General features: G+C 45.5%; 11 protein-coding genes. 6 read left to right on the plus strand and 5 right to left on the minus strand.

Annotation, left to right across the window (positions count from 1 at the left end; translation table 11 throughout):
• Window positions 1-3 precede the first annotated feature (3 nt).
• From dnaN to gyrB, 3 genes are all read left to right on the plus strand, one after another.
• Window positions 4-1104, plus strand: coding sequence for a DNA polymerase III subunit beta (dnaN, locus tag EKG38_RS21610; RefSeq protein WP_126523058.1), 1101 nt, complete (start codon window positions 4-6; stop codon window positions 1102-1104).
• 293 nt (window positions 1105-1397) lie between these two features.
• The gene (gene recF / locus EKG38_RS21615) at window positions 1398-2480 is read left to right on the plus strand and encodes a DNA replication/repair protein RecF (RefSeq protein WP_126523060.1); all 1083 of its coding nucleotides are present in this window, start codon (window positions 1398-1400) and stop codon (window positions 2478-2480) included.
• A 16-nt stretch (window positions 2481-2496) separates the two neighbouring features.
• Window positions 2497-4914 (plus strand): DNA topoisomerase (ATP-hydrolyzing) subunit B, encoded by a 2418-nt coding sequence (gene gyrB, locus EKG38_RS21620; RefSeq protein WP_126523062.1) that lies wholly within the window; start codon window positions 2497-2499, stop codon window positions 4912-4914.
• Between the two features lie 282 nt (window positions 4915-5196).
• On the opposite strand, the gene pxpA is transcribed toward gyrB, so the two are convergent.
• From pxpA to pxpB, 3 genes are read right to left on the minus strand one after another with little or no spacing between them, the layout of a single operon-like run.
• Window positions 5197-5943: a 5-oxoprolinase subunit PxpA gene (gene pxpA / locus EKG38_RS21625; protein ID WP_126523064.1), complete on the minus strand. Its 747-nt coding sequence runs from the start codon at window positions 5941-5943 to the stop codon at window positions 5197-5199.
• Window positions 5944-5993: 50 nt separating this feature from the next.
• Window positions 5994-6959 carry a 5-oxoprolinase subunit C family protein gene (locus EKG38_RS21630; RefSeq protein WP_126523066.1) on the minus strand — a complete coding sequence of 322 codons (966 nt, stop codon included), beginning with the start codon at window positions 6957-6959 and terminating at the stop codon, window positions 5994-5996.
• 28 nt (window positions 6960-6987) lie between these two features.
• Window positions 6988-7674 carry a 5-oxoprolinase subunit PxpB gene (pxpB, locus tag EKG38_RS21635; RefSeq protein WP_126523068.1) on the minus strand — a complete coding sequence of 229 codons (687 nt, stop codon included), beginning with the start codon at window positions 7672-7674 and terminating at the stop codon, window positions 6988-6990.
• 214 nt (window positions 7675-7888) lie between these two features.
• Between pxpB and EKG38_RS21640 the strand changes: the two genes are divergently transcribed.
• On the plus strand, window positions 7889-8932 hold the full coding sequence (locus tag EKG38_RS21640) for an HDOD domain-containing protein (protein ID WP_126523070.1): 1044 nt from the start codon (window positions 7889-7891) through the stop codon (window positions 8930-8932).
• 103 nt (window positions 8933-9035) lie between these two features.
• Here the strand turns inward: EKG38_RS21640 and glyS are convergent, their stop codons facing one another.
• Together glyS and glyQ are read right to left on the minus strand one after the other, a co-directional pair.
• Complete coding sequence (gene glyS, locus EKG38_RS21645; protein ID WP_126523072.1) at window positions 9036-11105, minus strand: glycine--tRNA ligase subunit beta; 2070 nt, start codon at window positions 11103-11105, stop codon at window positions 9036-9038.
• An 11-nt stretch (window positions 11106-11116) separates the two neighbouring features.
• Window positions 11117-12022, minus strand: a complete 906-nt coding sequence (glyQ, locus tag EKG38_RS21650) for a glycine--tRNA ligase subunit alpha (RefSeq protein ID WP_126523073.1) — start codon at window positions 12020-12022, stop codon at window positions 11117-11119.
• Between the two features lie 162 nt (window positions 12023-12184).
• On the opposite strand from glyQ, the gene EKG38_RS21655 reads away from it, so the two are divergent.
• Both EKG38_RS21655 and EKG38_RS21660 read left to right on the plus strand, forming a co-directional pair.
• Window positions 12185-12769: a DNA-3-methyladenine glycosylase I gene (locus tag EKG38_RS21655; RefSeq protein ID WP_126523074.1), complete on the plus strand. Its 585-nt coding sequence runs from the start codon at window positions 12185-12187 to the stop codon at window positions 12767-12769.
• Window positions 12770-12835: 66 nt separating this feature from the next.
• Window positions 12836-14002, plus strand: coding sequence for a 3-phenylpropionate MFS transporter (locus EKG38_RS21660; protein ID WP_126523075.1), 1167 nt, complete (start codon window positions 12836-12838; stop codon window positions 14000-14002).
• The last annotated feature ends 51 nt before the right edge of the window (window positions 14003-14053 follow it).

A 14053-nucleotide genomic window follows, 5' to 3' on the forward strand; every position in this document is an offset into this window, starting at 1 on the left:
CTGATGAAATTTTCAATTGATAGGGATGCCCTATTAAAGCCGCTGCAACTAGTGACCGGAGCGGTGGAGAGACGACATAACTTGCCAATACTGGCAAACCTCTTAGTTGAAGTGAGTGGTCACTCACTTAAGATGACCGGTACCGATTTAGAAGTCGAGTTGGTAGGTCAGGTTCAGTTGGAAGGTGACGTTCAGGAAGGACGAACCACGATACCAGCGAAAAAATTTCTCGATATTGTAAAATCATTACCCGATCAGGTAGAGCTTAAAATCGAGCAACAGGAAAATCGTCTGTTACTCCGCTCTGGTCGTAGTCGCTTTACTCTGGCAACACTCCCTGCCGAAGAATATCCGAATGTTGAGGCCTTCCAGGCCGATATTGAATTTACGATAAAGCAGGGCACACTCAAATCACTCATCGATGCGACTCAGTTCTCGATGGCTAATCAAGATGTACGTTATTACCTTAACGGTTTGTTGTTAGAGACCGAAGTTAATGTGCTGCGTGCTATCGCTACCGATGGACACCGATTGGCATTGAGTCATCGCATGATCGAAGAATCCCTGCCCGAGAAGCAGGTGATTGTGCCGCGTAAAGGTGTGGTCGAGCTGCAACGCTTGTTCGAAGGCGAAGATTTAGATATCACTATCGCTATCGGCGATAATGCCATTCGTGCAACGACTCGCAGTGCTGTATTCACCAGTAAGCTGGTCGATGGTCGCTTCCCTGATTATCGTCGGGTATTACCTAAAGGTGGCGATAAGATCGTTATAGCGAGCCGTAATCACCTGAAACAGGCATTGCTGCGTGCATCTATTCTTTCAAATGAAAAATTCCGTGGTGTACGGGTTCAACTTGAAAATAATCTGATAAAGATCACCGCCAATAACCCAGAGCAGGAAGAAGCGGAAGAGATCTTAGATGTTGAATATGAAAACACCCCGCTTGAGATAGGATTTAACGTCAGCTATCTGCTCGATGTCCTCAACAACTTACCTTCTGATGATGTTCGTATCACGCTTATCGATGGTAATTCGAGTGCCCTGATAGAGAACCATATAGAAGAAAATTCTATGTATGTGGTCATGCCGATGAGGCTCTAGTCCTCATATTCGAAATGTACAAAAATTAAAAGACTGTTTATACAGTCTTTTTTTATGTCACTTTTATAGCGGCAAGGCCACAGAGGGTTAATCACAGACGTTGATTTGGGATTCAGGATTTCAATGATTTCACGGTCTGCTCCAGAGTGAGATCGCGCTTTGATGTGGCCTGTGGATATGCTAATCTTCTTGGCTATTTTAATTTTTTCGCCTGGCTAGTTTGCCTCTATCTTTCGGGTTAGAGATTAGCAATTTATAGTCGGCTTGCCAGATAAGTGATTACTGAGCCATTAATGAGTCTGACGCGTCTTCATATTGAAACATTTCGGAATATCGCTTCTGCTCAACTACGTCCTGGTGAGGGAATTAATCTGATTTATGGCCATAATGGCAGTGGCAAAACCAGTATTTTAGAGGCGATCTATTTTCTTGGTATGGGCCGCTCCTTTCGTAGCCACCTTTCACAACGAGTGATTCAACATTCAGATGATAAGTTGACGCTGTTTGCCAATTTAAATGTGCTCGATAAAGAGAGCAAAATTGGATTAAGACGGTTTCGAAGTGGTGAAACTGAGGTCAAAATTGATGGCGATAAAGTTAAACGTCTATCGACCTTGGCTGAGTCTTTGCCCATTCAGGTGATCACTCCCGAGAGTTTTGCGCTGTTATTTGAAGGGCCAAAATCGAGACGTCAATTTATCGATTGGGGCGCGTTTCATTGCGATAAAAGTTTTCATTCGGCCTGGATCAATGTTAAGCGAATTTTAAAGCAGAGAAATCAGCTACTTAAAAATGAAACCAGTTACTCTCAAATTCAATTTTGGGATAAAGAATTGGTTCGATATTCTGAAGTCGTTACCGATATCAGAACTCGATATGTAAACTCGTTAAATGAGCAACTTAAGGGTATAATTGGGGAGTTTTTACCTCAGGTCGATGTTAAGGTTTCCTTTACCCGAGGTTGGGATAGTAAAACTGATTACGCACAGTTACTCGAGATGCAATATCCCAGAGATCTCGCTAGCGGAAATACCGGTAGCGGGCCCCATAAAGCCGATCTGAGATTACGTGTTGGTACCTTACCGGTACAAGATGCATTATCCCGGGGCCAACTGAAATTGTTAGTCTGTGCACTGCGTATTGCACAGGGAAAGTTGTTAAAACAACAAATAGATAAGAATAGTATTTATCTGGTGGATGATCTTCCAGCAGAGTTGGATGCAAAGCACAGACAGTTGTTGCTGCAGCAGTTAATCGACACAGGTGCACAAGTATTTGTCACCGCTATCGAGCCTGCAGCGATACTAGATTCGTTAAACACGCCGCCCAGTAAAATGTTCCATGTGGAACAGGGACGTGTAACGGTAATTGAATAACCGACGAGAGAATAATATGTCAGAGAATAGTTACGATTCTTCGAGCATCAAGGTCCTAAAAGGTCTTGATGCCGTACGTAAGAGACCAGGTATGTATATCGGTGATACCGATGATGGCACGGGTCTACATCACATGGTATTCGAAGTGGTCGATAACTCTATCGATGAAGCACTTGCTGGCTATTGTAGCGACGTTACGATTACTATCCATGCAGACGGTTCTGTATCGGTCAAAGATGATGGCCGTGGTATCCCTGTTGCTATTCACCCGGAAGAGGGCGTATCTGCAGCTGAAGTTATTATGACGGTACTGCATGCTGGCGGTAAGTTCGATGATAACTCCTATAAAGTCTCTGGCGGTCTTCACGGTGTAGGTGTTTCGGTTGTAAACGCGCTATCTCACAAGCTACAAATGACAATCCGTCGTGACGGTAAGCTTTATGAGCAGTTTTACACACATGGTGTGCCAGATGAGCCCATTAAAGAGATTGGCGATGCAACTAACACAGGTACAGAGATCCGCTTCTGGCCGAGTGAAGATACCTTCTCTGACACCTTGTTCCATTTCGATATCCTGGCAAAGCGTGTTCGTGAACTCTCTTTCCTAAACTCAGGTGTGGGTGTTCGTCTTGTCGATGAGCGCGATAATCGTAATGAGTTTTTCAAGTATGACGGCGGCATCAGCGCATTTGTCGATTATTTGAATGTTAATAAGACTCCGGTAAACAAAGACGTTTTCCACTTCATTCAAGAGCGTGAAGACGGTATTACCGTTGAAGTTGCTATGCAGTGGAATGATGGTTTCCAGGAAAATATCTTCTGTTTTACCAACAATATTCCTCAGCGCGATGGTGGTACTCACCTTGCGGGTTTCCGTGGTGCGTTGACGCGTAACCTAAACAATTACATGGAAAAAGAGGGTTATAACAAGAAGGGTAAAACCAGTGCAACCGGCGATGATGCCCGTGAAGGTTTAACCGCTGTTATCTCTGTTAAGGTTCCGGATCCTAAGTTCAGTTCACAGACCAAAGACAAATTGGTGTCGAGTGAAGTGAAAACTGCCGTTGAGCAGACAATGGGCGAGCAGTTAGGTGATTACCTGATTGAACATCCAAACGAAGCTAAGTTGATTGTCGGTAAGATCATCGATGCATCTCGTGCTCGTGAAGCGGCGCGTAAAGCCCGTGAGATGACTCGTCGTAAAGGCGCGCTGGATCTCGGTGGTTTACCTGGAAAGCTTGCCGATTGCCAAGAGAAAGATCCTGCACACTCTGAAATTTACATAGTGGAAGGAGACTCTGCTGGCGGTAGTGCCAAGCAGGGACGTAACCGTAAGAACCAAGCTATTCTGCCGTTGAAAGGTAAGATCTTAAACGTTGAGAAAGCACGTTTCGATAAGATGTTGTCTTCTCAGGAAGTGGTCACCCTAATTACCGCATTAGGTTGTGGTATTGGCCGTGATGAATACGACCCTGATAAGACCCGTTACCATAACATCGTCATCATGACCGATGCCGACGTCGATGGCTCGCACATCCGTACCTTGCTACTGACCTTCTTCTTCCGTCAAATGCCTGAGCTCATCGAACGTGGTTATATTTACATTGCTCAACCTCCTCTATATAAAGTTAAAAAAGGTAGGCAAGAACAGTATCTTAAGGATGATCCTGCATTAACCGAATACTTAACTAACCTAGCTTTGGACGGTGGTGAAATCCATCCATCTGCCGATGCACCAGCTATGTCTGGCGCACCGCTAGAGAAGTTGGTTTATCAGTACCGTGAAGTTGAAGCTATCTTCGCTCGTCTAGAGCAGCGTTACCCTAGCTTGCTGACGGAGCGTATGCTGTATCACCCTGCATTTACTCAAGAATTACTGAGTGATGAAGCTAAAGTAAAACAGTGGTGTGATGCCTATGTTGCCGATCTGGCTGAACGAGATTCAGGTGGCGTACACTACAGTGCTGAAGCTTTCCTTGATGCAGAGCGTCAAGTGTATCTGCCTAAAGTGACGATTCGTAAGCATGGTATCGATACACACTTCTTGTTCACTTATGACTTCCTGCATTCTCATGATTATGATTTGATGACTAAGTTGGCCAATGCGTTGGAAGGACTCATCGAAGAGGGTGGTTTCGTTAAGCGTGGTGAGCGTATGAAGGAGATAACGACCTTCGTTGAAGCGCTTAACTGGCTAATGAACGATTCTAAACGTGGTCTTTATATTCAACGTTATAAGGGATTGGGTGAGATGAACCCTGAGCAGTTGTGGGAAACTACAATGGATCCTGAGTCTCGTCGTATGTTAGTGGTGACCATTGAAGATGCAATTGCTGCGGACCAACTATTTACCTGTTTGATGGGTGATCATGTTGAGCCGCGTCGTGAATTTATCGAATCCAATGCGCTGAACGTAGCGAACCTTGATGTCTAGAAGAGTAGCTACGAGTTTCTAGTCTCGAGTTGCGAGGTTAGAGCAAAAACATAGAAGCCCTGGAGAAATCCGGGGCTTTTTTGTACATGGATGTACTTATCCCTGAACGCCAGGGATGGTGTATGAAGGGGTTTATGTCTGGGTTTGTATTTAAAGATGAGTTGCAAAAGCTGGATCCTGAAACAAGTTCAGGATGACGTAAGCCTAGTCATTCTGAATGATGACAACCCAGTCTTCAGGACGGTTGGAGTCTCGTTATTCCGGCATGCATTTAGCCGGGATCTATGACTTGCTTGCTTCGGTTAGCCTTTCACTTATCAGTTTTGCGAAAGCCAGGGCCTGCTGATTATCGCCATGAAGGCAGATGGTGTCGGCTTGGATAATCAAAGGGGTATCATCTAAGGTTGTCACCGGCTTATTTCCAATAATTTGTCGTACCTGTTGCCATGCAAGTTGAGAGTCATGTATCACGGCACCATCTCTGTTGCGGGGAGCGAGTGAGCCGTCACTGAGATAAGTGCGATCGGCAAACGCCTCTTCGATAACCATGAGTCCATGTTGCCGGGCCTGTTTAACCAAGGGGCTCCCCGCTAAGATCATTAACTTAAGATTGGGGTCTATTCGTTTTATGACATCAATCAAAATAAGCCCTAAAACCTCATTCTTAGCCACTTCATTATAAAAGGCTCCGTGAGGTTTCACGTGAAACAGTTTAGCTCCCAGTTCATCACAGATGGTTCTCAATGCCATAATTTGTTGACAGATAGAGTCTGACAGTTGTTTATCTGAAATATTTATTCTCTTACGCCCGAAATGATGTCGATCGGGAAAGCTGGGGTGAGCACCAACATTGACCCTGTTCTTAAGTGCTTGAGTCACCGTCTTTCGCATGCTCTGAGGATCGCCGGCATGACCTCCACAGGCGATATTTGCCGAGGTGATAAGCATTAGCAGCTCAGCGTCAAACTCACTGCCTTCACCAAGATCTGCGTTGAGATCTATGGGGTAACCTTTCGGATTTGATAACATGATGGACCTCAGTGATATTATTGAGCTACGAGCTCGAGACCTTCTTAATCTTAGCCATTGGCATCAATTGCTCTCTGTAAACGATAAAAGTATTGTTCCCATTCATAACCTGCATCATCAGCCTGGCTTGGACTCACGTGAACAAATCGAACCTCTTCTCCGGGTCTGGTTTGGGCTAGCTTCCAGAGATCGGCTTCAATCACGGTCGCTATTTTAGGATAGCCACCCGTAGTTTGTGAGTCGGCGAGTAATACTATGGGTTGCCCGGAGGGAGGGACTTGTACCGTTCCCGGCATGACGGCGTGGGATTCCATATCTTGTTGCTGCGCTAAGGATAATGCTATTCCGGATAGTCTGGCTCCCATCCTGTTACTTTCGTTGGTGAGTTGCCAGGAGGTATTCCAGAAGGCCTTTTTTGATTCTTCCGAAAATAGTGACATCTCCGGTCCGGGAAGGGCGCGGATCTCATTTGAATACCCCCGCTGCACCGCACCTATGGGTTTCGATATTGTTCCGGCCTGACCTAATTCTAATCTATCTCCATCCTTAAGTACGGCACCTAAGACACCGGAAAACCTGGCTTCTAAGAGTGAGCCAGATTTGAGTTGTAAGTTGTTATTCGTATCATCGCGTATTTCACTCACAATTCCGCCTTCGAGAGCGAGGTAGGCACGCATACCTGATTTTGGTCCCCTCAGGCTGAGGGTTTCGCCCGCTCTTATTTTATTTCGCCAGTTACACCAGATGTCGCGTTGACCAATAGATATTCGGTAGTTCGCTCCGGTTAATACAAACCAGGTGTCGCGGTTAAATTTAAGTTCAACTATACCGGATGTTAGCTCAATGCCCGCCGATGCATCGCTATTGCCGAGGAGTCTATTCGCGAGTATTAAGGCGTGCCGATCCAGTGCTCCGCCCGTGGTTATTCCCAGGTGGCGATAGCCTGTGCAGCCGAGATCTTGTACCGATGAGTGCAAACCGGCCTTGAGGACTTGGATACTATTTCTCTTAGTCATTTTCTTTTAGTCACTTTGATACTGCTCATTATTTTGCTTTAAATTCTAAACTTGTCACCGGAATAAATTGAACCGTATCGCCTGGTTCGACAAGTGTTGGTGAGCCGATGGACTGTGGAGTAAACAGGGGGATATTGGTGCGACCAATAAGTTGCCACCCTCCGGGGGCTGACGCCGGATAAATACCTGTCTGATTACCACCTATTCCAACGGAGCCCGCCGGAATGGATAATCTGGGCACTGCCAATCTTGGGGTAAACAGGCTTGAGTCCAGCCCATCGAGATAGGGGAAACCTGGCTGAAATCCCAGAAACAGGACGGTATATTTCCCGCTTGAATGTCGCCGTATTACCTCCTCACAACTGAGTTGGTGATACTTGGCTACCTGCTCCAGATCGGGACCAAACTCTCCACCATAGACAAGGGGGATCTCCACATTTCGGCCACTGAGGCTCATCTCTTTCGCCTGTAGCCAGAGTGTGCCTAATTGAGCTAACCAATAATTTATTCGATTGGTACTCTTCACAAAGAGGGTGAGATTGCTCATGCCGGGGACGATATCGATAAATTCATCTGTCTGTCTGCATCGATCGGCCAACCACCAAATTTTGCGTTGGATACACAGTCTCGACGCCTGCGGAAAATCATTGGTGCAGTCTATAACCACTGCACTCTCCCCCAACCTAAATACCTTAGGGCTTTGCTCTGTTGTCATTCTTAGCTTCTTATTGTGGCCACTTAAGCTAGTTTCGGCATTCATTGTCGTAAAAACAAGCGGTAAGTATAACTTTGAGTCGGAATTTGTTTTTACCACTTATGATAGAGGATAGAATCCCCGCTATCTGTTTTTGTCTTAGTGTAGTCATAGAATATTGTCCTATAATCTTTCTGTACCTCTATTACATTCCCTTTATACCCGGTCATAAAAATTGGTCATAAAATTACTCCAGAAAATATTCAATATCAGAGATAATGCTGTCGTTTCTCAGCCTAAAAGTTTCACTCTGAACCCTGAATTACAGCAGATATCAAGCACGAAACCTAAGGCGAGTCTCGAGCCGTTAAGCTCTGTTACTGACTCTGTCGATGTTTCGGCACTCTTCTATAGCCTGCTTTTTCCTGTGAGGGAGAAAGATCAGGGAGGTGTGGCTAACAACTTAGAGAAAAATGTTATCGGCGATGTGGAACGAGCCTTGTCTTCGCCTATGGCGATTGCAGAAAATGTGCTTAAGTTGCCGACTCGCATGGCTGAACTTGATAAGAAACTGGGCGATGAAAGTGCCGATATCAAGGTATTACTCGAACTCATGCAGAAAGATCCTGTACTGAGTGTAGAAGTTCTCAAGTTATGTAACTCTCCCGTCTTTAAGCGTTCAGAGAGAGAGGTGACGAGTCTTCAGCAAGCCTTCGTGCAATTAGGTCGAGATCAATTAAGGCGTTTCGTTACCACCTCTCTGGTACGGGAGATGATAGAGATAAAACCCATCTATTATCGACGCTTTGGTTTGCAGATTTGGCGTCACTCTATGCAGGTGGCATTTTTGTCTTCCGAGTTGTCTAATGAGGATCCCGATACGGCATTTATGTTAGGTCTGCTCCATGATGTGGGTAAGATAGCTATCTTCAAGATGTTGTTGGATGGGTTTAACTTAGCCGACCCCGGTGAGCTTCCCTGCTCCTCTCTGTTTAGACAGGTGATGACCTCTAAGTCATTAAGTTTAAGTGCACTTCTGGCTCGGTGTTGGCAGTTGCCGGCAAGTTTTGAGACATCTCTGAACGCATTAGCCAATACGAGTGCTAAGCCAACTGAAAGACTTGCCGTCGTAGTCTGGCAGGCTAACTTAATCAGTGAGTGCTCTATGCTACATCAAGCAGGAAAATTAGATGAAGTGTGTTTAAACCGATTAATTATCGATGCCGACCTGACTCGCGAAGAGTTTGATCTCTTTCATGAGAAGCTTAAAACGTTTTAAGCGTTCCGGACATAAATCCCCTCCAACGCAATCCCTATACAAAAAAGCCCCAGAATTATCTGAGGCTTTTTTTAGTTCCTAGAACCTAGGCACTAGGATCTTCTTATTGTAGCAATGAAATATCGGCAGCATGCAGGAACTGTTCGCGTAGGCTGGATAGTAGCGCTAAACGGTTGTTCTTCAGTGCTTCATCGTCGGCCATAACCATCACATCTTCGAAGAAGGTATCGACGCTTTCACGCAGATCAGCAAGTAGTGCTAATGCTTCCTGGTAGTTAGCAGCAGCAAACAGCGGTGCCAGTTGTGGCTGAAGTTCGTTCAGCTTTTCGGCTAATACTTTCTCAGCATTCTCAACTAACAAACCTGCATCGATAGCTGCCGGAAGTTCACCCTCAACTTTAGCCAGAATATTAGATACACGCTTGTTGGCAGCGGCAAGTGCCGATGCTTGTTCAAGACTTCTAAAGTGAGATACTGCTTTGATGCGACTATCGAAATCGGCTGGTGATGTAGGGCGACGTGCCAATACAGCTAAGATAACGTCTACGCTAACACCTTGATCTTGATACCAGGCGCGGAAACGACCCATAAAGAACTCTAGTACCTGCTCGGCAGCCTTATCATTGGTAAGGTTGCTACCATGTAGCTCTTGCGCTTTAGCGATAAGGTCTACAAGGTTTAGCGGCAGGTTGTTCTCGACGCAGATACGCAGGATACCGATAGCTGCACGGCGAAGTGCGAATGGATCGGCTGCGCCCTTAGGTGCTTGGCCAATACCGAAAATACCCACTAAGGTATCGAGCTTTTCAGCTAAAGCGACACATACAGAGACAGGCGCAGTTGGAACTGTGTCACCAGAGAACTTAGGCTTGTATTGCTCTTGCAGGGCAAGGGCTACCGCTTCAGTTTCACCGTTCAGGCGTGCGTAATGCATACCCATAGTGCCCTGAAGATCAGTAAATTCCATTACCATGTTGGTCATCAGGTCAGATTTAGACAGTAAACCTGCGCGAGCCGCTTCATCGGCGTTAGCATCTATGCTGTTAGCAATAAAACCAGCCATATCTGAGATGCGCGCGACACGATCTTTGATGGTGCCCAGTTGCTTCTGGAATATCACTGTTTCTAAACTCGTAAGGCGAGACTCTAGTGAGTCTTTCTTATCGGTTTCGAAGAAGAATTCTGCATCGGCAAGACGCGGACGAACCACTCTCTCGTTGCCTGCAATAATCTGCTGCGGATCTTTAGATTCTATGTTGGTGACGAAGATAAAGTTAGGCATTAGCTGGCCTGCTTTATCAAATACCGGGAAGTACTTTTGATCGCCTTTCATGGTGTAAACCAAGGCTTCGGCGGGTACATCCAGGAACTTCTCTTCGAAATTGGCGGTTAATACAACAGGCCACTCGACCAGAGAGGTCACTTCTTCAAGTAGATCGTCTTCTAGATCGGCTACGCCACCAATCTTGGCGGCAGCAGCTTCAGCATCGGCTTTAATCAGTGCTTTACGCACCTCATAATTGGCCTCTACTTTACCTTGTTCTTTAAGTGCAGATAGGTAGTTGTCGGCATGATCAAGCTCGAAGCTTGGTTTGCCCATAAAGCGGTGACCACGAATAACGCGAGCCGACTTTTGACCTAACAACTCACCTTCAACCACTTCACTGCCAAGCAGCATAGTCACAGTGTGAACCGGACGAATAAACTGAGTGGTGTTGTTACCCCAGCGCATTGGCTTAGGGATAGGTAGCTTGTCTAACGAGCGTTGCGCCATAACGGCAATAAGGCTCTTCGTTTCAACACCAACCACTTTAGCTTGGTGTAACAGCCATTCACCTTTATCGGTTTTAAGGCGTCCGGCTTGCTCAACAGTAATACCATTACCACGAGCCCAGCCCATAGCGGCTTTTGTTGGGTTACCGTCAGTATCGAAGGCTTGAGCGATAGCTGGTCCACGTTTTTCTACCACTTTGTCAGCCTGAGCTAGAGCAAGTTGGTTAACGCAGATTGCTAAACGGCGAGGGGCCGCATGCCATACCGCAGACTCAAAGCTGAGTTCTGCTTTTTTTAGTTCATCGGTAAAATTGCTAAGAAAAGACTCAGCTAACTTACGTAATGATTTTGGAGGTAGTTCTTCAGTGCCTACTTCAATCAGTAAGTTTTCAAAATTCATTTGTTATTCCTCTACTTACAGATTGGGAAGCCGAGAGCTTCACGGGCTTGATAGTAAGACTCCGCAACGCCTTTAGCCATAGTACGAACGCGTAAGATATAACGCTGGCGTTCAGTAACAGAGATAGCGTGGCGTGCATCAAGCAGGTTAAATGCGTGAGAGGCCTTCATAACTTGCTCGTAGGCAGGCAGTGGAAGGGGCTTTTCTAGTGTGAGTAGACGTTGACAAGCTTTCTCGCAATCATCAAAGTTTCTAAATAACACTTCAACGTTAGCGTGTTCAAAGTTATAAGCTGACTGTTCAACTTCGTTCTGGTGGAAAATATCACCATACATAACTTTGCCCATTGGGCCGTCTGTCCACACTAGATCGTATACGTTATCAACTTCCTGGATGTACATCGCAAGGCGTTCGAGACCGTAAGTGATCTCGCCAGTGACTGGCTTACACTCTAATCCACCTACTTGCTGGAAGTAAGTGAACTGTGAGACTTCCATGCCGTTTAACCAGACTTCCCAACCAAGACCCCAAGCGCCCAGAGTCGGTGACTCCCAGTTGTCTTCAACAAAGCGCACGTCATGGATGTCCATGTCGATACCAGCGGCTGCTAAAGAACCAAGATAAAGCTCTTGAATATTGTCCGGAGACGGCTTTAACACTACTTGGAATTGATAGAAGTGTTGTAGGCGATTCGGGTTGTCGCCGTAACGGCCATCAGTAGGGCGGCGACTAGGTTGAACATAAGCACAGCTCATCGGCTCTGGGCCTAATGCTCGTAAGAAGGTCATAGGGTGGAATGTACCCGCTCCTACTTCCATGTCCAATGGTTGAACGATTGCGCAACCTTGCTGCGCCCAGAACTCCTGCAGGGTCATAATGAAACCCTGGAATGTCTTTACGTCATGTTTCGTCGTCATGTCTACTATCTACGCCGTCAGGATGATACCAACCTTTCTTTATGCTATTTAAGCATGCAGAACAAGCTTGGAAATTGAAAAAATGGTTTCGATTATACCTTGTAGATTTGGTCATATGTAGGTTATTTTTTATCACACAAGATAAAAATTGGAAAAATGACCATGGAAATGCAGCGTTGTAGTTGGGTAGGGGCCGATGACCTCTATCAGGCGTATCACGATAAGGTATGGGGGCGTCCCGTTTATGATAGCCAGGAGCTGTTTGCTAAGCTCTGTTTAGATGGTCAACAGGCGGGACTTTCCTGGATCACTATTCTCAAGAAACAGCAAAATTATGAAGCGGCTTTTGCAAATTTCGACCCTACGATTATTGCAAAATTCGATGATGAAAAAGTAGAAGCCTTGCTGCAGAATAAAGGCATAGTGCGTAATAGACTAAAGGTAAACTCGATCATCAAAAACGCCCGCAGCTATATCAGCTATACAGAAAATGGGAATGATTTTTCCGAATTCTTGTGGAGCTTCGTCGGAGGAAAACCCATAGTGAACACATTCGAGACTATGGCTGAGGTTCCTGCGCAGACGCCAGAATCGGAGGCTATGTCTAAGGCATTGAAAAAACTTGGTTTTAACTTTGTCGGCCCCACCATTTGTTACGCGTTTATGCAGGCCGTTGGTATGGTTAACGATCATACAACAAATTGTTTTTGTTATGATTTACATCTAGAAGGATCCGAGGGAGAATAACGCTCCTTCGATGGGGCGGTTTAAGACCGCTTCTTTGGCCGTTATTCAGTTTTGGATCTTGTGTTGATGAGTCATAAAAGCGCTGCCTATATTTGGTGTTCTAACTACGTTTTTCAGTTTTTCTTTTGTTTTGGGATTTTCCTCCCTTTCTATCAACTGTGGTTGAGTGAGCAGGGAATGGGAAGCGAGAGCATAGGTATTATCCTGGCCGTGGGGTTAATGAGTCGTTGTGCGGCAAGCATTATAGGTGGGATATTAGCCAAGCATGAGAGTCAGTACCAAAATGTACTAAGAGTGGTCAGTGCCTTGGGTTTGTGTACCGCCATTTCTATGGTTTATTGGAGCCCGAGTTTTTATCATCTATTGATATTAACGATATTGTTTAATGCCGCCATAGCACCGGTATTTGGATTATCCGATGCTATTATCGCCACCTTAGACAAGAGAAAAATCCTCAGCTATGGACCGACCCGCATGTGGGGATCGCTAGGTTTTGTCGGCGCAACTGTGGTTGGTGGTTATTGCTTTGAACTGTGGACGATTAGTGTCTTGCCTATCATCCTCATTATCAGCTGTAGCCTGATGCTCTTTTCGGTAACCCTAAGGTGCCCTGATCTGCAAACAGATCGGTCGCAACATAAAATGTTAGCGGAAGATAGCAAGCACTGGCTTGGTGCCGAACTGATCTTGTTGTTGGGGATATTATCTTTATTGCAGGGCAGTCATGGTTTTTTTTACGGATTCAGTTCCGTATATTGGCAAGAGATAGGTATAGCAGAAGGGGTTATTGGATACCTGTGGGGAATATCTATAGTCAGTGAGATTCTGGTGTTTATCTTTGCTAAGAAAGCTTTTAGTAATGTGTCGCCTAAGCTGTTACTACAAATTGCCAGTGTTGGGGTTCTTGTGCGTTGGGGAGCGCTCTCACTCGCTGAGCAACCCTTGTACATCGCATTAAGTCAAACGCTGCATGGAGTGACGTTTGCTATGACCCATCTTGCAGCAATTAAGTCTATTCAGCTGTACCTTCCCGAATCTCAGATGGCAAAATTTCAAGGCTTGTATAATGGTCTATATATGGCGGTGACGGCATTAGTTACTTTTGTTACTGGCTACCTGTTTGATAGCCTTAAAGCCGACCTATTTATCGCGATGGCTATTTTTGGGGTTGTTGGGTTTGTGCTTACCTTTTCTTTGAATCTGAAACCAATCAAGAAAACCGTCACGGTATAAGATTCAATGTGGTTAAAATTAAAAAAAGAGTGTTCCACGTGGAACACTCTT

The organism is Shewanella canadensis, assembly GCF_003966225.1.
Taxonomy (GTDB): domain Bacteria; phylum Pseudomonadota; class Gammaproteobacteria; order Enterobacterales; family Shewanellaceae; genus Shewanella; species Shewanella canadensis.